At 50.2% G+C, this 21,263-nt stretch carries 16 protein-coding genes and 2 tRNA genes; 17 read left to right on the forward strand and 1 reads right to left on the reverse strand.

Annotated elements, in window-relative coordinates:
- The first annotated feature begins 24 nt into the window (after positions 1-24).
- The 17 genes from lolA to AC0KH7_RS03830 all read left to right on the forward strand — a co-directional run bounded on the left by lolA (position 25) and on the right by AC0KH7_RS03830 (position 19,109).
- Positions 25-693: an outer membrane lipoprotein periplasmic chaperone LolA gene (lolA, locus tag AC0KH7_RS03750; RefSeq protein ID WP_472370833.1), complete on the forward strand. Its 669-nt coding sequence runs from the start codon at positions 25-27 to the stop codon at positions 691-693.
- A gap of 17 nt (positions 694-710) precedes the next feature.
- A complete protein-coding gene (locus tag AC0KH7_RS03755; RefSeq protein WP_472370835.1) occupies positions 711-2,066 on the forward strand; it encodes a replication-associated recombination protein A in 1,356 nt (451 codons plus the stop codon).
- A complete protein-coding gene (gene crcB / locus AC0KH7_RS03760) occupies positions 2,066-2,464 on the forward strand; it encodes a fluoride efflux transporter CrcB (RefSeq protein WP_472373781.1) in 399 nt (132 codons plus the stop codon). Before AC0KH7_RS03755 ends, crcB begins: the two co-directional genes overlap by 1 nt.
- Positions 2,465-2,528: 64 nt before the next feature.
- Positions 2,529-3,815: a serine--tRNA ligase gene (gene serS / locus AC0KH7_RS03765; RefSeq protein ID WP_472370837.1), complete on the forward strand. Its 1,287-nt coding sequence runs from the start codon at positions 2,529-2,531 to the stop codon at positions 3,813-3,815.
- A 237-nt stretch (positions 3,816-4,052) separates the two neighbouring features.
- Positions 4,053-4,143: transfer RNA gene (locus AC0KH7_RS03770), tRNA-Ser, on the forward strand.
- Positions 4,144-4,268: 125 nt separating this feature from the next.
- A tRNA-Arg gene (locus AC0KH7_RS03775) sits at positions 4,269-4,345 on the forward strand.
- A 262-nt stretch (positions 4,346-4,607) separates the two neighbouring features.
- Positions 4,608-7,211: an ATP synthase subunit B family protein gene (locus tag AC0KH7_RS03780; protein WP_472370839.1), complete on the forward strand. Its 2,604-nt coding sequence runs from the start codon at positions 4,608-4,610 to the stop codon at positions 7,209-7,211.
- Between the two features lie 256 nt (positions 7,212-7,467).
- Entirely contained in the window at positions 7,468-8,130 is a 663-nt protein-coding gene (locus tag AC0KH7_RS03785; RefSeq protein WP_472370841.1) for an ANTAR domain-containing response regulator, read from the forward strand.
- A gap of 36 nt (positions 8,131-8,166) precedes the next feature.
- Positions 8,167-9,420 carry an EAL domain-containing protein gene (locus AC0KH7_RS03790; protein WP_472370843.1) on the forward strand — a complete coding sequence of 418 codons (1,254 nt, stop codon included), beginning with the start codon at positions 8,167-8,169 and terminating at the stop codon, positions 9,418-9,420.
- A gap of 174 nt (positions 9,421-9,594) precedes the next feature.
- Positions 9,595-10,461, forward strand: coding sequence for a hypothetical protein (locus tag AC0KH7_RS03795; RefSeq protein ID WP_472370845.1), 867 nt, complete (start codon positions 9,595-9,597; stop codon positions 10,459-10,461).
- 15 nt (positions 10,462-10,476) lie between these two features.
- Positions 10,477-11,289, forward strand: coding sequence for an HAD-IIB family hydrolase (locus tag AC0KH7_RS03800; protein WP_472370847.1), 813 nt, complete (start codon positions 10,477-10,479; stop codon positions 11,287-11,289).
- Positions 11,286-12,497 (forward strand): glycosyltransferase family protein, encoded by a 1,212-nt coding sequence (locus tag AC0KH7_RS03805; RefSeq protein ID WP_472370848.1) that lies wholly within the window; start codon positions 11,286-11,288, stop codon positions 12,495-12,497. Before AC0KH7_RS03800 ends, AC0KH7_RS03805 begins: the two co-directional genes overlap by 4 nt.
- 30 nt (positions 12,498-12,527) lie before the next feature.
- Complete coding sequence (locus AC0KH7_RS03810) at positions 12,528-14,294, forward strand: sugar phosphorylase (protein ID WP_472370850.1); 1,767 nt, start codon at positions 12,528-12,530, stop codon at positions 14,292-14,294.
- Between the two features lie 135 nt (positions 14,295-14,429).
- Positions 14,430-15,881 (forward strand): circularly permuted type 2 ATP-grasp protein, encoded by a 1,452-nt coding sequence (locus AC0KH7_RS03815; protein ID WP_472370852.1) that lies wholly within the window; start codon positions 14,430-14,432, stop codon positions 15,879-15,881.
- On the forward strand, positions 15,882-16,823 hold the full coding sequence (locus tag AC0KH7_RS03820) for an alpha-E domain-containing protein (RefSeq protein ID WP_472370854.1): 942 nt from the start codon (positions 15,882-15,884) through the stop codon (positions 16,821-16,823). It abuts the gene before it with no gap.
- A 36-nt stretch (positions 16,824-16,859) separates the two neighbouring features.
- Positions 16,860-17,960 (forward strand): zinc-binding metallopeptidase family protein, encoded by a 1,101-nt coding sequence (locus AC0KH7_RS03825; protein WP_472370856.1) that lies wholly within the window; start codon positions 16,860-16,862, stop codon positions 17,958-17,960.
- Between the two features lie 3 nt (positions 17,961-17,963).
- Positions 17,964-19,109 (forward strand): glycerate kinase, encoded by a 1,146-nt coding sequence (locus AC0KH7_RS03830; RefSeq protein ID WP_472370858.1) that lies wholly within the window; start codon positions 17,964-17,966, stop codon positions 19,107-19,109.
- 110 nt (positions 19,110-19,219) lie between these two features.
- Here AC0KH7_RS03830 and AC0KH7_RS03835 read toward each other — a convergent pair whose 3' ends face one another.
- Positions 19,220-21,124 carry a 5'-nucleotidase C-terminal domain-containing protein gene (locus AC0KH7_RS03835; RefSeq protein ID WP_472370860.1) on the reverse strand — a complete coding sequence of 635 codons (1,905 nt, stop codon included), beginning with the start codon at positions 21,122-21,124 and terminating at the stop codon, positions 19,220-19,222.
- Positions 21,125-21,263: the final 139 nt, after the last annotated feature.

The raw sequence follows: 21,263 nt of genomic DNA on the forward strand, positions 1-21,263 counted from the left end.
CTTTTTAGGAATGTTGAATCGCTTATGCAATTGAATATGCAGTGGAATGTATTGAATCGCCGGTCAGTTATGGCGCCGTTTTTCATCGGAATCCTATTGGCGCTGCCGATGCAGATGGCATGGGCCGCCAAGGCGCAGCTGGCAGACTTGAACCGTTTCGTGACGAATCTGGAAACCTTCAGTGCCAGCTTCGAACAAACTCAGCCGGAAGAAAACCTGTTTGAAATGAACCGTTCCAAAGGCTATTTCGTCATGCAGCGCCCTGGGCAGCTACTGTGGGTGTATGAAAAACCCGAGCCGCAAAAAATCATTTCCGACGGCCGCAATGTCTGGGTGTACGACGTTGAGCTGGATCAAGCCACCGTGCGCCCGCTCAGCTCGGTGGAAGCGGATTTTCCATTGAGCTGGCTGTTGTATAAAGAGCCGTTGTCGGAACGTTTCAACATCATTCCCGGAGACGTGCGCAATGGGGAAAGCTGGTTCAATCTGACACCGAAAGATGGCACCTTTTTCCAAAGCCTGGACGTGGCGATTGCCGATGGCCGAATGACGCAGATTTGGATGTATCAATCCGTGGATAACGTCACCAAAGTGAAGTTCAACAACATCCACCAAAATCAGTCGGTTAATGCGGCGGACTTCCAGTTCACGCCGCCGAAAGGTGTGGATGTCATCGGGCAACCGGTGCCGTAAAGGTTGAACTAAACACGATGGAAACTCACGTTTATCAACCGCTTTCCGACCGCCTGCGGCCGCAGGCACTGGACGAGTTTGTCGGGCAAACCCATTTGCTCGGGCCGGGACGCGCTTTGTCGAAAATGTTTGAATCCGGACGCATGCACTCGATGATTTTCTGGGGGCCGCCGGGCACCGGAAAAACCACCTTGGCGCGATTGATTGCCAAACAGTCCGGTTTGCAGTTTTTAAGCCTGTCCGCGGTGTTGGATGGAGTTAAGGAAGTGCGTGCCGCCGTCGAGCAGGCCAAACTGCATCGTTCCCAATTTCAGGAAGGTTCATTGCTGTTCGTAGATGAGGTGCATCGTTTCAACAAGGCTCAGCAAGATGCCTTTTTGCCGTTTGTGGAAGACGGTACTTTCGTGTTTATCGGTGCCACCACCGAGAACCCGTCGTTTGAATTGAATAACGCCCTGTTGTCGCGGGCACGAGTGTATGTATTGCGCTCGTTGGACGACGAAGATTTGGCGGAAGTATTGGACCGGGCCATCCGTTTGTTGAGCGATGAAATGGACCAGCAACTGGTGCTGGAAGAAGACGCCAAGCAATCGCTGATTCAGTTTTCCGACGGCGACGCGCGTCGCTTGCTGAACCTGTTGGAGCAGGCCGTGGATTTTGCCGAATTTCGTGAAGAAGAGAATTCACCACACCCTGAAGGGTATAAAGGCCTGGTGGTTTTAACCGAAGCCAATTGCCGTGAGGTGGTGTTGGGCGGCGTTCGGCGCTTCGATAAAGGCGGCGAAGCTTTCTACGATCAGATTTCTGCCCTGCATAAATCTGTGCGCGGTTCCGACCCGAATGCCGCCTTGTATTGGCTGACGCGTATGTTGGACGGCGGCGTGGATGCACGTTATTTGTCGCGTCGTTTGATTCGCATGGCCAGTGAAGATATCGGCAATGCCGATGTGCGTGCGTTGGAAGTTACGGTGAATGCCGCGGAAGCCTATGAACGCCTTGGCTCGCCGGAAGGGGATTTGTCACTGGCGCAGGCGGCGGTTTATCTGGCCGTGGCGCCGAAATCCAATGCGGTGTACATGGGGTATAAAGCGGCCTTGAAAGACATTAAAGAACACGGTTCCTACGATGTGCCGTTGCATTTGCGTAATGCACCGACCAAGCTGATGCAGAATATGGGCTACGGCGAAGGCTATCGTTACGCCCATGACGAACCCGACGCTTACGCCGCCGGCGAACGTTATTTCCCGGAAGAAATGCTGGAGCGCGATTATTATCAACCGGTTAATCGTGGTCTGGAAATCAAAATCGCCGATAAGATGCAGCGCCTCAGACAAATGGATGCGCAATCCCCAATCAAAAGGAGAGGGTCTTGATTCACTCGTTTCATATCTGGCAGTTGGTCGCCGTCGGTCTGGGCGGTTCTTTGGGCGCCATGGCGCGGTTTGTGGTGTCCAACCAGATGTATACCTGGTTGGGGCGGGATTTCGCCTGGGGCACCTTGACGGTCAATGTGTTGGGGTCGTTTATTATCGGGCTGTTAACGATTCTGATGATCGACAAGGTGCAGTTGTCGGTGGAAATGCGCTCCTTTTTGATTGTCGGATTCCTCGGAGCCTTCACCACCTTTTCGACGTTTTCGTTTGAAACCTACTCGTTTTTGCAAACCGGCGACGTGACCAAAGCCATGCTGAATATTGGGGTGAGCGTTTTGTCCGGTTTGGTGGCCGTGTGGCTCGGGATTTTAGCTGGCAAACATTTTTTCAGTCCGTAAAATAGTCATCTAATTTAAGGCACAACCCCTATTCACTTTTAATTAATTTGTTAGAGATTTTTTCATGTTAGATTCAAAATTGCTGAGAACCGATTTGCAAGCGGTCGCCGAAAAATTGAAAACGCGCGGCTTCGACGTCGATGTGGCGCGCATCGAGGCGCTGGAAGCGCAGCGTAAAGAACTGCAGGTGAAAACCCAGGACTTGCAGGCCGAGCGTAATAGTCGATCGAAAGGCATCGGTAAAGCCAAAGCGGCCGGAGAAGACATTCAGCCGTTATTGGATGAAGTGGCGAATCTCGGCGAGCAGTTGGAAGAAGCGAAAACCGCATCCGACGCCATTCAAGCCGAACTGGAAAATATCTACGCCGGTATTCCGAATCTACCACATGATTCCACGCCGGTGGGTGCGTCCGAAGACGAAAATGTGGAACTGCGTCGTTGGGGGCAGCCACGCGAATTCGCATTCGAGATCAAAGATCACGTCGATTTGGCCGAAGCGCGCGGCTGGTACGATAATGACGCGGCGGTGAAAATCACCTCATCACGTTTCTCGGTGTTGAAAGGGCCGATGGCGAAACTGCAACGCGCTTTGACACAATTTATGCTCGACACTCATGCCGAAGCCGGTTATGAAGAGGTTTATGTGCCGTTTCTGGTGAATCAGGACAGTTTGTACGGCACTGGCCAATTGCCGAAGTTCGAAGCCGATTCCTATAAAATCGACAAACACGAGGAACACGACACTTCGGATCGCGATTTGTATTTGATTCCGACCGCCGAAGTGCCGGTGACCAACTTATTCCGTGACGAAATCATTGACGAAGCACAATTGCCGTTGAAGATGACGGCGCATACACCGTGTTTCCGCTCCGAAGCCGGTTCTTACGGGCGCGATACCAAAGGCTTGATTCGTCAGCACCAGTTCGAAAAAGTGGAAATGGTGCAAATCGTCCATCCGGAGCAATCTTACGACGCACTGGAAGGTCTGACACAGCAAGCGGAATCGATTCTGCAAAAACTGGAACTGCCGTATCGAGTCATGGCATTGTGCACCGGCGATATCGGTTTTTCATCTGCCAAAACCTACGACTTGGAAGTGTGGTTGCCGGGGCAGCAGGCGTATCGTGAAATTTCTTCCTGTTCCAACTTTGAGGATTTTCAGGCGCGTCGCTTGAAAGCGCGTTTCCGTACCGGCCAAGACAAGCCGCAATTGGTGCATACGTTGAACGGCTCCGGTTTGGCGGTGGGGCGTACGTTGGTCGCCGTATTGGAAAACTATCAGAATGAAGACGGTTCCATCACTGTGCCGGAAGCCTTGCGTCCGTATTTGGGTGGCGCAGAGCGTTTATAAGCGCACATCGGCGCTTTCATCGTTTCTATCGAAAACCACCAGGCCTGGTGGTTTTTTATATGAGCTGGAAGACGGTTTTCTGGGCTTTGAAACGCTTTCGCTGTATTCGCTTTGCGTTTGGCGACAGCAAGAAAGGGGCGATGCCTTGGCCGCCGAAAAAGTTTTGTAAAAAAAGGGTAAAAAACGCCGGAAACGCTTGCAATTATCCGGCATCCCTCTATAATACGCACCTGATTTGGTGGACTGGCTGAGTGGTTGAAGGCGGCGGTCTTGAAAACCGTTGTAGGTTAGTAGCCTACCTGGGGTTCGAATCCCTAGTCCACCGCCATTTAATTTCAAAAGTTGTGTTGTTTGACAGCTTTTAAAATTGCGATGGGAAAAGGCATTAAAAGCACTGAAAATGGCTTGACAAGATGTTCTTAACTCCCTAGAATACGCACTTCATTTCGATATGCGCCCGTAGCTCAACTGGATAGAGTACTCGGCTACGAACCGAGCGGTTAGGGGTTCGACTCCCTTCGGGCGCGCCATTATTCATAAGGCTTGTCATTTTATGACAGGCCTTTTTTGTTTTCTGCTTCCCGAAAAAGGGATGTCTGTTTTGATTCAATCATTTTTGTTTTCAGTAAGCTTGGGTGCTTTGTTGTTTAGGCCTTGCTGTCGGTCGTCTAATTGGTTGTATTTCCGAATAATTTGTTATCCCGCTAAATTCTTGAGGAAGTCTTGACGCTCAGGTAGGAGGTTGTTAGTCTTTTAACCCTGTATATAAAAAATCCTTGTTAAAGGTTCACTATGTTGCGCTTCTCTAAGATTCTATTTCCGTTTATTGCTGTTGTGCTTGCCGCCTGTAACCCGCCGTCTTCGACCAAACCGTCTGAAACTACCGCTCAAAGTACCAAGTCTCAAGCCTATTCCGATCCGTTTTATGCCCCTCTGAATGGCGTGTCGTTGAGTCAATATGACAAGGAAGGTGACGGCTTGTTGAGAGTGGCAGAAAAAAAGGACTTTGACTTGTTGTTGACGCTTCCGGGGCAGACGGCGGTCGTCGATACGCGGGGAATCGCTTCCCTGGGCTTGGAAAAAAAGACGTTGTATAAGCAACGTTTTGAAGGATATTTGCGGCGTTGGGATAAACGCAGTGATCCTATGCCTTATCTTGGACGGCTGACCATTCAGCAAAACAGTGGTCGTAAAACAGTGGTCACGGGATCTTTCTGGTCCCGCATCTATGAAGGGAAGGTGTTTGGAGCGAGTCATCCGAACTTGGGCGCGTTGCGGGAAGGGTTTATTGAGCAGTATGACCGGCAGGGGCACTTGGTCAGCCGACAATATCACATTAATCGTTTCTATTGGACTTATTTGTCCTTATCGAAGGAAAGTTACGCTTCGAGTTTTAACTATTACACTCAAAGAAGACTGCCCTTTATCGAAAAGGAAACCGGCCGAGAGCCTTATTACGGCACTTCGTTGCCGCAGTACGAGTTTGTTTTGCCAAAACCCGCCGCGCTTGTGAAGGTTTTTCCTGATAGCCCTGAGCGTTCGGCTTTTATTCATGAGTATTCTTTGGCCAAGGCGCTCAAAGGAAAGCAGATTTATACCAAGCATTTGTTGATTCAACCACCCGTGCCGGCTTATTTAGGGAGGGGAAGAGGTTTTGGGAGCAGCTTCACCAAACGGGATCCAAATCGAAAGTACCATTCTCAGGAGTCGCCGTTTGTGCGTGACTTAATCACCGAGACGACTTATTTACAATCCTACAATCGGAGTACACCGGTGCTGACTCTGCCGTCTTATCAAAAAATGATTGCGACGATTAACCAACCGGAAAATGCGACCTGTATGGGGAAAACCAAAGGCGTGGCGGTGTTGACGGGGCGTTGCGATGCGAAAGCTCCGGTGTTTCCGTTAACGGTTTTGACGCAAATGCCTAATGATCAATTTTTGATTAATGTCTGGACGGATGCGAATAAGCGCTCCACCTATTTGCTGAGCGGGACGCGGGATTTGAAGAAAAACTACTATAAGTGGTCCGTGGATGCTTTTATGATTGAGAAGCCTTTTTCAACTGAGGAGACGTTACAGGCGTTATCGACCGGTCAGGATTCGACGTCCGTTCAGTTGGCCGGGTTCGCGGAAACGAAACAAGACCAGTTGGCTTGTCGTAAGATGGCTCGGGCTGTGCAAAGTGCTGAAAGTGCTTTGAAGGGCTCGATGAAGCTGGAAGAAAAGCTGGACAGCTACGAAAGAAATGTGGATATTTGGGATGATACGGGCTGGGCGGTCGATAATATTAAGAGTAATTATTCGCCAACCGCTTTATTTAAAAGTACTGTCTGGGATGATAGCGTCCAATTCGAAAAGGATTTCAAACAGACCGCTCAGCGTTTCGCGCAAAACAAAAATGTTAATAACAGTGTGTGTCAGGCGGACACCGCGCGAATGGCGGAACTGACCGCGGCGCTTAACGCGCGTTCCAAGCAGATATCCGATACATTGGATCGGCTGAATGACACTTATTATGCTCAGGCGCGCCAAAGAACCAGTGATATTTATGCCTTGCGAGGGCGGCTTAAAGAAGCCAAACAACAAATGGCCATGAATCAATTCATCACTAAGATGAACCAATCCTTTGCAAGGGATGAGGCTTATCGTCGAAAAGAACGGGCGGAAATGGACCGGGCTGTACAGCGGTCAAAAGATTCGGTCAAAGCACAAATTGCCGACGTGCAAGCTCGCAATAAAGCCTATTTTTCCAATCAAAAACCGGCTTACACGCAATCCACTCCGATGGTGGTGCCGGTGAAACTCCCAAATCGCAGTTTGGACACCACGACGGTTGCCAAAGCGCCACAGCCAAAATCAAGCGCGCGTTTGTCGACGAAAGACGCGATTGAGCAGGCAAAGGCTAAAACGGAAAGTCTTAATCAGCCGGTTGATGTGGCTCAAGTCGGTACGAGTGGGTCGGGAGCGGATAAGGCTTCCGAGGCACAGGGTGGCGCGTCAGGCTCTTCCGTGCGTCGCGGTGACGGGGGCGCGGCGATGTGCGCCGTGAGTAGCCGTAATGACTCTGATACCGTCACAGATAAAGCTTACTATTATCACTATGGCCGAACGATTTCACCGCTTCAAGCGGAGAAGGCGGTTCGGAAAAAGCTTCCGGACCAGTATTCGGAAGTACCGTCTTGCTGGCGGAATAAAGAAGGGCAAGTGGGCGCGATGGTGGTGATTGTCTACGGCGGAAAAGATTCTAAGGGAACTCTGTATCAGCGCTATGGAATGGGGTTTGGCCAGTCAGTGGATGCGGCCGAAGTCGATGCCGTCAAAAACTTGAAGATGCGCGACTGGAACTGGACAACCGCCAAAGGTTATAAAGTGGTTTTTTCGAAACAGTATTAATTCCGGTCAAATGATGGCGTCGTTTTCTGATGGCGCTTTTTCTGAAAAGAAAAGCCGATAACGTTGTTGCCGTTACGTTTAAGTTGTTTGATAACTAATGAAGCGTTTTTTGCACCAAGTCGGTTCGTATTGTTAGTTTATTTACCTTTCAGTCAATAATCATTTCTATAAGATCATGATTTAATAAAACTAATTTTTTTTGGTATGGCATATGTTTTACCAGTTTGAATTGGGTTTGATTATAGGAGGGGCGATTTTGGCAGAGCTTAAAGTGTTATTGGTCAGTGACGACGTTGACAATGCCGGAACATTGAAATCAGGCTTGAGTCAATCCGGGGCGAATTATGTAGAGATCATGTCGGTTTCGGAGGACCTGTTGTCCAGACTGTCGTCAAACGATTATGGTTTATTGGTGTTGGAGTGTAAATTTCCAACAGAGCGTTTTTTCGAAGCATTTGCGGACATTTGCGGTTCCATCGAAATTCCAATCATTTGTTTCAGTAATGAGCGCGATTCGCGTGTCATCGCCAAATCGGTGGAAGCCGGTGTGGTATCTTACATTGTGGACGATAAGAGTGTCAGCCGCATTCAGCCGATTGTGGATGTGGCCTTGGCGCGCTTCAATGAACGTAAATCCTTGAAGAAAGAGTTGGCGCAATTGAAAGACAAGCTGGCAAAACGGGCTTTGATTGAGAAAGCCAAAGGCTTGCTGATTCAGGCGAAAAAAATGACCGAAGATGATGCGTATCACTATATGCGTAAAAAAGCGATGAACCAAGGGCGTCGTTTGACCGACGTGGCACAGGAAGTGTGTGATGGGTTTTCATCGCCAGCGACGACTTCGGGCTATGCGGCAAGCGGCCATTTTCTGCCTTCCGGGGAGGATGTCATGCGTCCTGTTGTGGTAAGCCAAGATTAACCAGGCCTGGTTAAATTTCGAATTAATTGAATGACAATGAACAGTCGTAACTATCCTATGCAGAGCCGAGAACCCGTGGCCGGAAGTAAGACATTGAAGCTGGAGGATAAAAAACTGTTTTCGGTTTTTCAGCCGATTTACAGTTTTTCCAATCAAGCGTGCATTGGCGTAGAAGCCTTAGTGCGTGGTCGCTCTTTGGTGACCGGTTTCCAGATTCCGGTATCGAAGTGTTTGGCGGTGCCGGAAGGAATGGCGCAAGCCAAGTTCAGTCATGCTTTGAATCGTTTGCATGTTGATAACTGGCAGCAGTCGAGATTGCCGGATAGTTGGTTGTTTTTGAATCTCGATTTTGAAGGGGTAAACGATTTAAGTGAAATCTGCATTGAGCAGGTTTTGAAAGATTTGCGTGTCAAAGGGCATGAGATTGTCATCGAGGTGGTGGAAAGTGAAATCACCGACGAAAAACTGTTTGAAGAAATTATCGAAACGCTGCGCCGTTTGGGGTGTTTGATCGCACTTGACGACTTCGGGGCGGGGCATTCCAATGTGGACCGTATTTGGAAGGCTCAGCCGGATATTGTAAAGCTGGATCGCGGTGTGCTGTTGGAGGCCTCGAAAAGTCTGCGCAGTCAAAGTATTTTGAAAAACCTGACGCGCTTGATCAAAGAGGCCGGCAGTGTGTGCTTGTTGGAAGGTATTGAAACCAAAGAACAAGCTCTGTTGGCAATGGATGTGGGTGTGGATTTGGTGCAAGGCTTTTATTTCGCCCGCCCAAGACAGTTGTTGGATCAGGTGAAAAAAGGCCAAGCCTGTATTAAGGAAGTGGTTGACGAATACCCGCTTTATATCCAGGAACAGCAATTTATCAAGAACATTCAGCGTCGCGGTTATGAAACCTTGTTCGAAGCCGTGGAGGCCATTAAAGGGTTTCGGTCGCTGGAAAACGAAATGGTGAATAAGGTCATGGATTTGTCGTTTGTGAAGCGCTATTTCATTCTTGATCAGGAAGGGTTTCAGGTGAGCGACGAGTGTAATTCGCCCGATGTCACGGACCGCGTCGAAGTTTTGAAGAAGGGCAAAGGTTTGTGCTGGAAGAATCGTCGTTATTTTGTAAAAGCCTGTCAGAACCCGGGGCATGTGTATGTGTCTCAGCCGTATCGTTCGTTAATTGATATGCAGTTGTGTTTTACCATTTCAAAACAGATTACATTGGATGAAGGTGAGTTCGTCGCCTGTTTCGATGTGGTCTATCATGATAAGTCGATGGAATCGGTTCAGATTTCCGTGTAACCACCGTTTCTCGGTGTTTTTATCGTTCTCTTTCCCTTTTAGTAATTTTTTGTCTCAACTTGGTGCATTTTTTTGATTGATGTGCTTTTTTAAAAATTAAGTTATTGATAAAGAATAGAAATTATATTTTGGCTTGTATGTCGCTAATTATCTATATAAGTAAGAGGTGATTTAATGCAAGAGTTTATTAGCTTATACAATGAGCATAAGCCGGAAATTGAAAAGTTTCTGGTGGAGACCATCTGTAACAATGCGCAGTTAATGAGCTTGGAAACACAGGCCGCGCAGCAGTTTTACACGATTTTTTCGTGTCTAGAACTGATTTACATTGCCGATTCCGAATACATTCAAACCTCACCGAATATCTATAAAAACAAACAAACCGAGACCGCCATCGGTAAAAACCGTTCTTATCTGGTGTCACACGTTGACCATGAAGAGCAAGGTGTATCGGTGACGTCGCCTTATATCAGTTCCGCCACGGGTGAATCCTGTGTCACGGTCATTGTCAGCGCCAATGGCAAATATTTCTTTTTCGATTTTAATGTCGTGTCCTTATTGATGCGTTTGGGGTTGCTGGAGCTGCACCCAACCTTCAATAAAATCACCAAAGGTTTTTATCTCGCCATTGGTTTGTCATTAATGTTTTTTTCAATCATGTCAATCGGTTATGCTTTCTATGACTATTTTATGCAATGGCGTCATCCCGATACCTATACACTGGAAAGCGTGTTTAAACCGATTGTGGCTTTAACGATGGGGCTGGCGATTTTCGACTTAGCCAAGACCTTGTTGGAACGGGAAGTGTTTTTCAAAGCCTATTCGGACAAGAAGGACGAATCCCGGTTGTTATCGAAGTTTCTGATCGCAATTATCATTGCACTGTCCATCGAAGCCTTGATGGTGGTGTTTAAAATCGCTCTGAACGATCCGACATTGATGCTGCACGCGCTGTATCTCATTATCGGTATCGCATTGATTATTCTGTCACTGGCCTTTTACTCACACTGGGTGAGAAAAGTGCCGGGACAACAACGTTAATTTAAGGGGAAAGGTGTGTCAAAGCTGATCATCTTTACGGATTTGGACGGTACCTTGCTCAATCATAATACCTATGATTATGAGTCGGTCTTGCCGATGTTCGAACGTTTGAAAAAACTGGGAATACCGGTGGTGTTGAATTCCAGTAAAACCTTGTCCGAATTGGAAGAGTGGAAGTCCAAACTGAAACTGGACACCCCGGTGATTGCCGAAAACGGTGGTGTGATGACGCTTCCGGATGCTTTTTCGAAGTCCGAAGAAAAAGTGCTGATCGGGCATCCTTATCAGGACATTCGTTCGTATATCGAGCATTTGCGCGAGGTTCACGGGTGGCAGTTTGAAGGGTTTGGTGATTGGACGCTTTCGGAAGTGATGAACCGTACCGGCTTGCACCACAAAGAAGCTCTGCTGGCCACGGAACGCGAAGTCACCGAACCGATTCTCTGGCAGGATTCGGACGAGAACCTGCAACGCTTTAGAGAGGCGCTCACCGAAGAACATTTAACGTTGAAAAAAGGGGGGCGTTTTTATCATGTGATGGGCAAACATGATAAGGCGGATGCCATGCATTTTTTAGTCAACAAAGAATATTTTTCCTGCGGGCGGGATTGTGTGGTGATGGCGTTGGGTGATAGTGATAACGACATTGCCATGCTGAATTACGCCGACATTCCGATTGTGATTTCCAACCCGGCGGGGAAAGGCATTGAGATACCGAATGCCGTCTATACCGATTCTGAAGCACCCGATGGTTGGATTGAGGCGGTGGAAACCGTTTTGGCCAAGCCCGAAACCGAATTAACCAAAAGCTCAAGGGGGAGCGTATGAGTGATTTTTTTCAAAATGGAACTGTAACCACATTCCACAACATTACCGATCGTCCGGTTGATGACCTGGAAGCGGAGTTGTGTCGCCACGGAAACAAGAAACCGCTCGGGCTGATTCTGCCGTCTTTGTTCAGTGAGCTGGAAGGTCCAGCCTTGGGCAATATTGTCGAAGAGCTGAAAAAAGTGCCTTACCTGAATCAAATTGTCATTGGTTTGGATCGGGCGGATGAAAAGCAGTTTGAATTCGCCAAGGAATATTTTTCCGGCCTGCCGCAGGATGCCAAAATTATCTGGAACGACGGCCCGCGAATGCAGGCCATTACCCAAAAGCTGAAAGAAAAAGAGCTGGCCCCTCGTGAGCGCGGCAAAGGCAGTAATGTCTGGAACTGTTTCGGGTATATTCTCGCTTCCGGCAAGGCCGAAGCGGTGGCGTTGCACGATTGTGATGTCGTCACTTACGACCGCAGTCTGCTGGCACGCTTGATTTACCCGGTGGCACACCCGACGTTTAACTTCGTGTTCTCCAAAGGTTATTACCCGCGTTATTCGGAAGGCAAGTTGAATGGCCGCGCGTCTCGTCTGTTGGTCACACCGCTGTTGCGTGCCTTGAAAGGGGTGTTGGGGAACGACGATTTGCTGACGTACTTGGACAGTTTCCGTTATCCGTTGGCGGGAGAGTTCGCGATGGACGTACAGTGTCTGAAAGAAATCCGTATTCCTTCCGACTGGGGACTGGAAATCGGAGTGATGTCCGAAGTCTTGAAAAATTACTCCAACCGCCGTGTCTGTCAGGTCGATATCGCCGATGTCTATGATCATAAGCACCAGGAAGTCTCGTTTGAAGACAAGCAAAAAGGCTTGTCGCGCATGAGTCAGGACATCGCCAAGTCGTTGTTCCGAAAACTGGCGGTACGTGGACACCAATTCTCGCAAAGTACCTTGCGCACCATCCGCGCCAAGTATTACCGAACGGCGTTGGATCAGCTTGAGTCCTACGCATTTGACGCCGAAATGAACGGTTTGAAAATCGATTTGCACAGTGAAGAGCAGGTCATCGAACTTTTCGCACAGAACATTCTCGATGCCGGTAAAGCTTTTATCGAATCTCCGAGCGAAATTCCGTTCATGCCGAATTGGAACCGGGTGATGAGCGCCTGCCCGGATATTTTGGAAGACATTTATGAAGCCGTTGAAGAGGACAATAAATAAGTCCAGCACAGGAAAACAAAAGGCAAAACGATGAAACAAGCGATTCTGAATCAGATAAAAGACCGATTGGTATTCTGTTACGGCGATAGCGTCGGGCAAGAAACGTTCGAGCGTGTCAGCGAATTGTTGGCGGATTCGGCCGACGGCGACTTCCACGACTCGCGCTGGTCGCAGGAAGATGTGCTGCTCATCACTTATGGCGATACCTTCCTGCGTGACGGCGAAAAACCGCTGGAAACCCTGCATGATTTTCTGAAAACTCATGTCAAGAAAGCCATCAATAACGTGCATATTCTGCCGTTTTTCCCATACAGTTCCGACGACGGTTTTTCGGTCATTGATTATCAACAGGTCAATCCCGATTTAGGGGATTGGCCGGATGTTGAAAAAATCGGTGAAGATTATCATCTGATGTTCGATTTTGTCGTCAATCATATTTCGCGTGAAAGCCTTTGGTTCACCCATTACAAAGCGGATAACCCGCCGTACAACAAATTCTTCATTGAAATGAAAGGTGACGAGGACGTTTCTCAGGTCACGCGCCCGAGAAACACGCCTTTGTTGGTGCCGGCTTATACCCACCACGGACGAACCTTGGTGTGGGCGACCTTCAGCGCCGATCAAATTGATTTGAATTTTGAAAACCCCGATGTCTTGATTAAGATGCTGGAAGTGCTGTTGCTGTATTTACAGAAAGGCGCTCGTATTATTCGACTCGACGCCATCGCCTTTTTGTGGAAGGAACTGGGTACCAAGTGTATTCACTTGCCACAAACCCATGAAATGGTGAAGTTGTTCCGGGATGTGATGAGTTTCGTCAAACCGGAAAGCATTTTGTTGACCGAAACCAATGTGCCGCATGCCGAGAACCTGTCGTATTTCGGCCATCAGGACGAGGCGCACATGGTGTATCAGTTTGCGTTGGCACCGTTGGTGTTACACGCCTTACACCGTGGAGAAGGGCATTATCTGACCGATTGGGCCATGTCGTTGGAACCGCCACCGGAAGGCTGTACTTTCCTGAATTTCACCGCTTCGCACGACGGCATTGGGGTGCGTCCGGTGGAAGGCATTCTGCCCGAGCGAGAAGTGGAAGATTTAATCACCAGTATGCACCGTTTGGGCGGTTTCGTCACCACCAAGTCCAACCCGGATGGTTCGGAAAGCCCTTATGAAATCAATATCGCCTTGTTCAGCGCCTGCCGGGAAACGTACCACTCCAACGGCCCGGATCAATGGCAGGTGGACCGCTTCATCTGTTCCCAGAACATTATGATGACCTTGCAGGGGATTCCGGCCTTTTACATTCACAGTCTGGTGGCGACGCCGAACGATTTAAAGGGCGTGGAACAAACCGGGCGAACGCGCTCCATCAACCGCCGCCGCTGGGATTACGAATATCTGCTGGCGCTGGTGGACAGCGGACGCACCTCGAATGCCGAAGTCTTGAAGCGAATCACCAATATTTTGCAACGCCGTAAAAAGCACAAGGCCTTCCATCCGGACACCCCGCAGAAAGTCTTGAATTTGGGTAGCGACTTTTTCGCGCTGTGGCGGGATGCCGAGGATTTGCGCTTCCCGTTGTTGGCGATTCACAACCTCACTAACGACATTAAATTGATTAATCTCAGCGAAATCGAGGGGATGGATCGTTTCTCCTACTGGGTGAACCTTCTCGATAACGGTGGGGTGTCTCACGCCGAAACCAAATATGTTTTACAGCCGTATCAATCGGTGTGGTTGATGCCGGAAACGGTGGATGATGTTTCAGCCCTTTGGGCGCCTTATACCGACTAGGCGGATAAAAGAAACTCGCCAGGCCTGGCCGAAATGTGGTTTTTGACCAGGCCTGGACGTTTTTATTGTTTGACGGTGTCAAACGCAGTTGCACTTAAACGACTCGCACTTAAATGCAGAAGGTGGACATAACAGATGAATAAACCGCTTTTGAATTACCCGATCAACAACTTTTACGATGAAACCATGGAAGCGCCGGATACCCCGCGTGCTTGTGCCCGACAATTCATCGACCAGTTGCAGGATTACAGCATCAAGGATTTTGTGGAGTTGCAGAGCAACGCCAACACCACCATCGCGGAAATGGGCATTTCTTTCACCGTGTACAGCGACAAGGGCAATATCGACCGTCTTTGGCCGTTTGACGTCTTCCCGCGCATCATCGATGCCGATGAATGGGAAACGGTGTCCAAGGGGCTGAAGCAACGCTTGACCGCCTTGAATATGTTCATCGAAGACCTGTATAACGACCAACGCATCATCAAAGCGGGCATCGTGCCGGAAGAAGTGGTGTTGTCCTCCAAGGATTACCGTCCGGAATGCAAGGGCATGAAGCTCAAGCATGGCGCCTGGGCGAGCATTTGCGGCTCCGATCTGGTGCGCGGTGGCGACGGCACCATTTACGTGTTGGAAGATAATTTACGGGTGCCGTCCGGCGTGTCTTATATGCTGGAAAACCGCGCGGTGATGAAGCAGGTGATGCCGGAAGTCTTTCATGACATCAACATCATGCCGATTGACCATTATCCGACGAATCTGTTGTCGATGTTGAGTTCGTTGTCGCCGAACGAGTCGCCGATTCCGGAAGTGGTGGTGCTGACGCCGGGCATTTTCAATTCCGCTTATTACGAACACGCGTATCTGGCTCACGAAATGGGCGCGGAGCTGGTGGAAGGCAGCGATTTGGTGGTGTTGGAAGACGACTGTGTTTACATGAAAAACATCGACGGCTTGAAGAAAGTCGATGTGATTTATCGCCGCATCGACGACGCCTTCCTGGATCCGGAAGTGTTCCGTGAAGATTCCGCCCTGGGCGTGCGCGGTTTGATGCGCGCTTGGAGAGCCGGAAACGTTGCCATCGCCAATGCACCAGGCTGCGGCGTGGCGGACGACAAGGTGGTGTATTCCTACGTGCCGGACATTATTCGCTTCTATTTGGACGAGGAGCCGCTGGTTCAGAACGTCCCCAGCTATCTGTGCAGTGTGGAAAAAGACAAACAATATGTGCTGGAGCACTTGAATGAATTGGTGGTCAAACCGGCCAACGAATCCGGCGGTTACGGGTTGTTGATTGGGCCGAAAGCGTCGGAAGACGAAATCGAACAATTCCGTCAACTGATTCAGGAAAACCCGCGCAATTACATTGCCCAGCCGACCTTGAGTCTGTCGACGGTGCCGACCTTGTGCGACGATGCGGTGGAACCGCGTCATGTCGATTTACGACCGTTCATTTTGCAAGGACAGAAAAGTTATGTGACAGCCGGCGGTTTGACGCGTGTGGCGTTGACCAAAGGGTCGTTGGTGGTGAATTCTTCCCAAGGTGGCGGCAGTAAGGACACCTGGATTGTCAAATCGGAGGATGGCTAAATGTTGTCGAGAGTAGCGGAAAGAGTTTATTGGTCGGCGCGTTACATTGAGCGTGTCGAAAACACCGCGCGCTTGGCGCGAGTCCATTCCCAATTAATGTTCGACTTGCCCAAAGCGGTGAAGTTGAACTGGTACACGCTGGTGCAGATCACCAGCAACGAAGCCTATTTTGAAGAAAATTACGACGGGCGTAACGAAAAAAATTGCATGACCATGCTGCTCAGCGACCGGAATAATCCGACCTCGTTGATTTCATCGCTCTGGTGGGCGCGGGAGAATATGCGCACCACCCGTGACATCCTGCCGCGTGAAGCCTGGATTCACATCAATGAACTGTACTTGATGGTGAAGGAAAACCAGGAAGATTTTCAGTCCCGCAGCAAGCGTAATCAACTGTTGGCGAAAATCATCAAAGCCTGCCAGGCCTGGTCTGGCATGATGTCCAGCACCATGAGCCAGAACACCACCTACCGATTCCTGAAACTGGGTATGGGCATTGAACGGGCGGACATGACCACGCGGATGCTGGATGTCGGCGGCTTTTTCGTGGCGCAGGCCAGTGATGAGACCGAAGAACAACCCTATGACAGCATTTTGTGGGTGAACCTATTGAAATCGGTCAGTGCCTATTTCATGTACCGTCAAAAAGTGCAGGTGGACATTCAGGGCCAGCAGGTGGTGGACTTTTTGATTCACGACCCGGAGTTCGCCCGTTCGGTGAATTATTGCATTGACATGGTCAAAGGCCTTGTCAATAAGCTGCCGAATACCGACGGCTTGATTGCGGATTTGGAAGCGCTGGAAGCTTTTACCCGTGAAAACGAGTCCTTTGAAGTCGGTTCGATGGCCTTACACGATTATCTGGATGCAGTACAATTAAAGCTTTCGTCCATTCACACGAAATTCTATGAAATTTGGTTCAACCCCAAAGAAGTCGCTTAGAATCGTGCGTATCGATAACGATTTGGAAGCAATTTAATGAAACGCATGTTTTGCAAATGCGGGCAGGAGATATTCTTCGATAATCTCTACTGCGCCGCTTGCGGTCGCGATTTGGCCTATGACCCGAGCATCGGCACCATGTGGAGTGGCGAGGTACGGAGTGATTCGCGCTTTTACCCGCACACCAGCGATGGCACCAAACTGCCGAGCTTTAAGATTTGTAATAATCGCTATTCGGTGGTGAATTGCAACTGGCTTATCAGCCCCGAAGACGAGGGCAGTTGTCAGTGTGTGTCCTGTCGCACCACACGGACGATTCCGGATTTGAACTTGCCGAAAAACCCCAAGCGCTGGCGGATTCTGGAAAGAGCCAAACGGCAATTGATGTACACCTTGTTGGATTTGAAGTTGATGGACCCGCAAGGCGCGCCGGGGCATAACGTCCTGCGTTTCGACTTTCTGGAAGACCAACGCAGTAACCCGAATGTCGCGTTGGAACATGTGTTGACCGGCCACAGCAATGGTTTGATTACCTTGAATGTCGCGGAAGCCGATGAAGGCTTTTTGCATGTGATGAAAGAACAGATGGGCGAACGCTATCGCACTTTGCTGGGGCATTTTCGTCATGAAGTCGGCCATTATTTCTGGCATGAAATCATCGAACAGGAAGGGCTGTTGGAGGCCTTTCGTGAGGTGTTCGGCGATGAACGCGCCGATTACGACGAATCCCTCAAAGCCTATTATGAAAAAGGGTCGACATCGCACTGGAAAAGCCAGTATATCACCCCTTATGCCAGCAGCCATCCGCATGAAGATTGGGCGGAAACCTGGGCGCATTACCTGCACATGGTGGATACGCTGGAGACCGCCGTCAGTTATAGTTTGAGCGTGTACGAACCGCGCCGCAATGATTTCGATGACTGGTTCAGCGAATGGAAACGGGTATCGCAAGTGATGAACGCCCTGAACCGCAGCATGGGGTTGGCTGACCCGTATCCGTTTATTTTATCGCCGGTCGTACAAGGCAAACTCCGTTTCATCGATGAAGTGGTGGACGCCCATTTTTACAGACAATCGTTAGAGGAGAATGCTCGTGCAAACCAAATCAGTCGACAACATTCGCTGGACGGGATTTAAACTGTGAAAACCGTTCTCGTCGCCCCCGATTCGTTTAAAGGGTCTTTATCCGCAGTGGACTTTTGTCGCATCGTCGAACGCGCCGGTCAGGGTGTGGCCGATGGCCTGAACTTCATTTCCCGCCCCATGTCCGACGGTGGGGAAGGGTTTGTCGAATCCATCACCTATGCCGGGCTGGCTGAATCGCATGAAGTGATTGTACAAGACCCGTTGGGACGCCCGGTGGCCGCCAAATTCGGCTGGCAGCCAGAGTCTCGAACCGCCATTGTCGAGATGGCGCAGGCATCCGGGCTGCCGAGATTAGCGAAGCATGAGTTGAACCCGATGGCGGCGTCCACTTACGGCACCGGTCAAGTTTTGGCCGCGGCGATTCGTCTGGGCGCGGAAAAAATTATTCTCGGGTTGGGCGGCAGCGCCACCAATGACGGCGGAGCCGGTGCCTTGCAGGCGTTAGGGTTCGATTTTCGAAATGCACAAGGCGACTCGCTGGCGTTCGGTGGTGGGGCCTTGGTGGAGCTGGATCACATTGCACGAAATGCGCCAGGCCTGGTGAAAAGTGACTTAAACCAGATTGAATGGGTGATTGCCTGCGACGTGTCCAACCCGCTGTTGGGCGAGCAGGGGGCGACAGCGGTGTTTGGGCCGCAAAAAGGCGTGGATGAAACCAGCGCACCGATTCTGGAAGCCGGTTTGAAACAGCTAGCCAAGGTGATTGAAGCCGACTGGGGCAAACGCATCGAGCATTTGCCGGGTGCCGGTGCGGCGGGCGGAATGGCCGGTACCTTTGTCGGTTTGCTGGATGCCCGTTTGACGTCCGGTTTCGATTTGCTGGCAGAACTGTTGTCTTTGAATGAAGTGCTTCGGGACGGCGATGTGCATTTGGTGATTACCGGCGAAGGCAAAATGGACGAGCAAACCCGCTTCGGAAAATTGCCGAACCGCATCGCCGAATTGGCCGGGGATTATGATATTCCAACGGTGGGCCTCTGCGGCAAGTTGGAAGCCACGACACAAGACTTACCGGCGTTTTTCGAACTGCGCTCCATTCACGAACAGGTTCCGGAAGATGCGGGTTTAGCGAGTTTGTTGCAACAGTCTGAGCAGAATCTTGAAAAGACCATTCAAAGCCATTTGAAGAATTGGTTGTAATGGATGAGAGTTTGGAAAAGAAAAAGCCCGCGCCAGACAGAAACGACGCGGGAAACAACGGTATCTTGAACCCATCATGGAAGCCATCGTTGAAAATGGCGACGGGGGATTTAAATCAGTTTGCCGGCATAATCTTCGATGCCCGGGTTATTGGCAATGCCTTTCAGTGTCGGGTGATTCACTTTCTTAAGCTTCATGTCCGAGCGCTTGCCGCGTAAGTGGTCGGCGACCACATCCCAAATCAAACGACCGTCACCGACTTCCTCCACTTGTCCCCAGCCGGCGACAGTGTAGGTTTTGTTCGGTTCAATCGGGGTGCCGTCGTCCAGTTGCATATGAGTAATACGCTGGCCGAGCGACGCTTTCGGTTCACAGGTGTAATCCATGCCGCCGAGTCGGACCATATCGCCGCCGGATTGCAAGTACGGGTCTTTCTGGAAAATGTTTTCACACACGCCTTCCAAAGTGTCCTTGATTTGTGCGCCGGTCAATTCGGATTTATAGGTTTCACCATAGGTCATGGAGGTTTCGTCCATCACGCGTTCCATGGTGATGGTTTCGCCCGCCAGCACCGAGGTGCCCCAACGCACACCCGCCGACATGGCGATTTGGGTGTCGTGTTCTTCGCGCAGCGCGTTGACGATGATTTGGTCCCAGGTACCCATAAAGTTACCGCGACGGTACAAGGTGTCTTCGGCCACGGCCAATTCTTCGCTGAGAATCTGCTCGTAGGTTTTGCCCAGACGTTCCGGGTTATAAGCGTATTTCGGATTGCGCGATTCGACAATCGATTTGGTGTATTGCGTTTGACGCAGGTTGGTGATGAACTGATCTACACCGGCGTCGGCGGCCAATTCATTCGAGAAGACCGGTAGCAGGCGATAATGCATACCGCGCAATTTGCCGTTTTGGATGTCCATATCCATACAGCCGACAAACTTGCCGTTGGAACCGGCGTTGGTGACTTGGCAGACATGGCCGTCCGGAGCTTTTACCGGAATGGCTTTGGGGATGCCGTCGTGGGTATGGCCGCCGAAAATGGCGTCGATGCCGCTGACACGTGAAGCCATTTTGATGTCCACATCCATGCCGTTATGGGAAATCATAATAACCGCCGCGACTTTTTCGTTTTCACGGATGTGGTTGACGGTTTCGCGCATGGAGTCTTCCCGTAAGCCGAAGGACCAATCCGGGAAGTTGGCGCGAGGGTTGGCGTTGGCGGTTCTTGGGAAAGCCTGGCCGATGACGGCGATACGCTCGCCGTTCACCACCTTGATGGTGTAAGGCTTGAACGGCAAACTGTTGTCTTCGTTGTATAAACCGATGCCACCGTGTTTTTCGGTCATCTCGCGGTAGGCATCGCCAAACAGCGAGTCTTCTTTGATGCGCATGTTCTGGGCCAGAAATTCACCTTTGAATTTCTGAATATTGGTCAACACCTCGTCTTCATGGTAGGTGAATTCCCAGTGCCCGGTCATGATGTCCACTCCCAGTAGGTTGGATGCTTCCACCATGTCTTGGCCGCGTGTCCAGAGCGCTGTGCCTGAACCGTGCCATAAATCTCCTCCATCCATTGTCAGGGTATTTTGCTGGCCACCCGCTTGCTCTCTCAGTTTGTCAAGTAGGGTTTTGATGTGGGCAAATCCGCCCACCTTGCCGTATTGTTCAGCCGCGTCTTGAAAGTTCAGGAACGAAAACGCATGCGCCAAGGGCGTGTTGTCGGCAATGTTCAGTTCTTTCAGGAGCTTGTGGCCGACTACGTGCGGTAGTTGGCCGTAAGCGGGGCCCACGCCGAGGTTGACGTTGGGTTCGCGGAAATAAATCGGTTTCAATTGCGCATGGGAGTCGGTGATGTGCAGAATGCGAGCCGTGCCTTGCATGGGAACTTGGTAGATGTCTTTCGAAATCGCCTTTCCTGTGGGTTGAGAAGACATCGCTAGGCCGGTGCCGGGTAATAGTCCTGCGGCGGCAGCCATGGACATAACATGTAAAAACTCGCGTCGATTCAGAGACATGGATTGACTCTCCTTTGTTGAGGGCAATTCGGTTAACCTTTAGTGGATTCTGGCAACGCCAAATTCGTCAGATCAAGGCGTGAAGTTGCAGGAATGTCTAGACCTTGCAAAGCTTCACAACGTGGAGCTGACTGAATTT

The organism is Hydrogenovibrio sp., assembly GCF_965140365.1.
GTDB lineage: Bacteria > Pseudomonadota > Gammaproteobacteria > Thiomicrospirales > Thiomicrospiraceae > Hydrogenovibrio.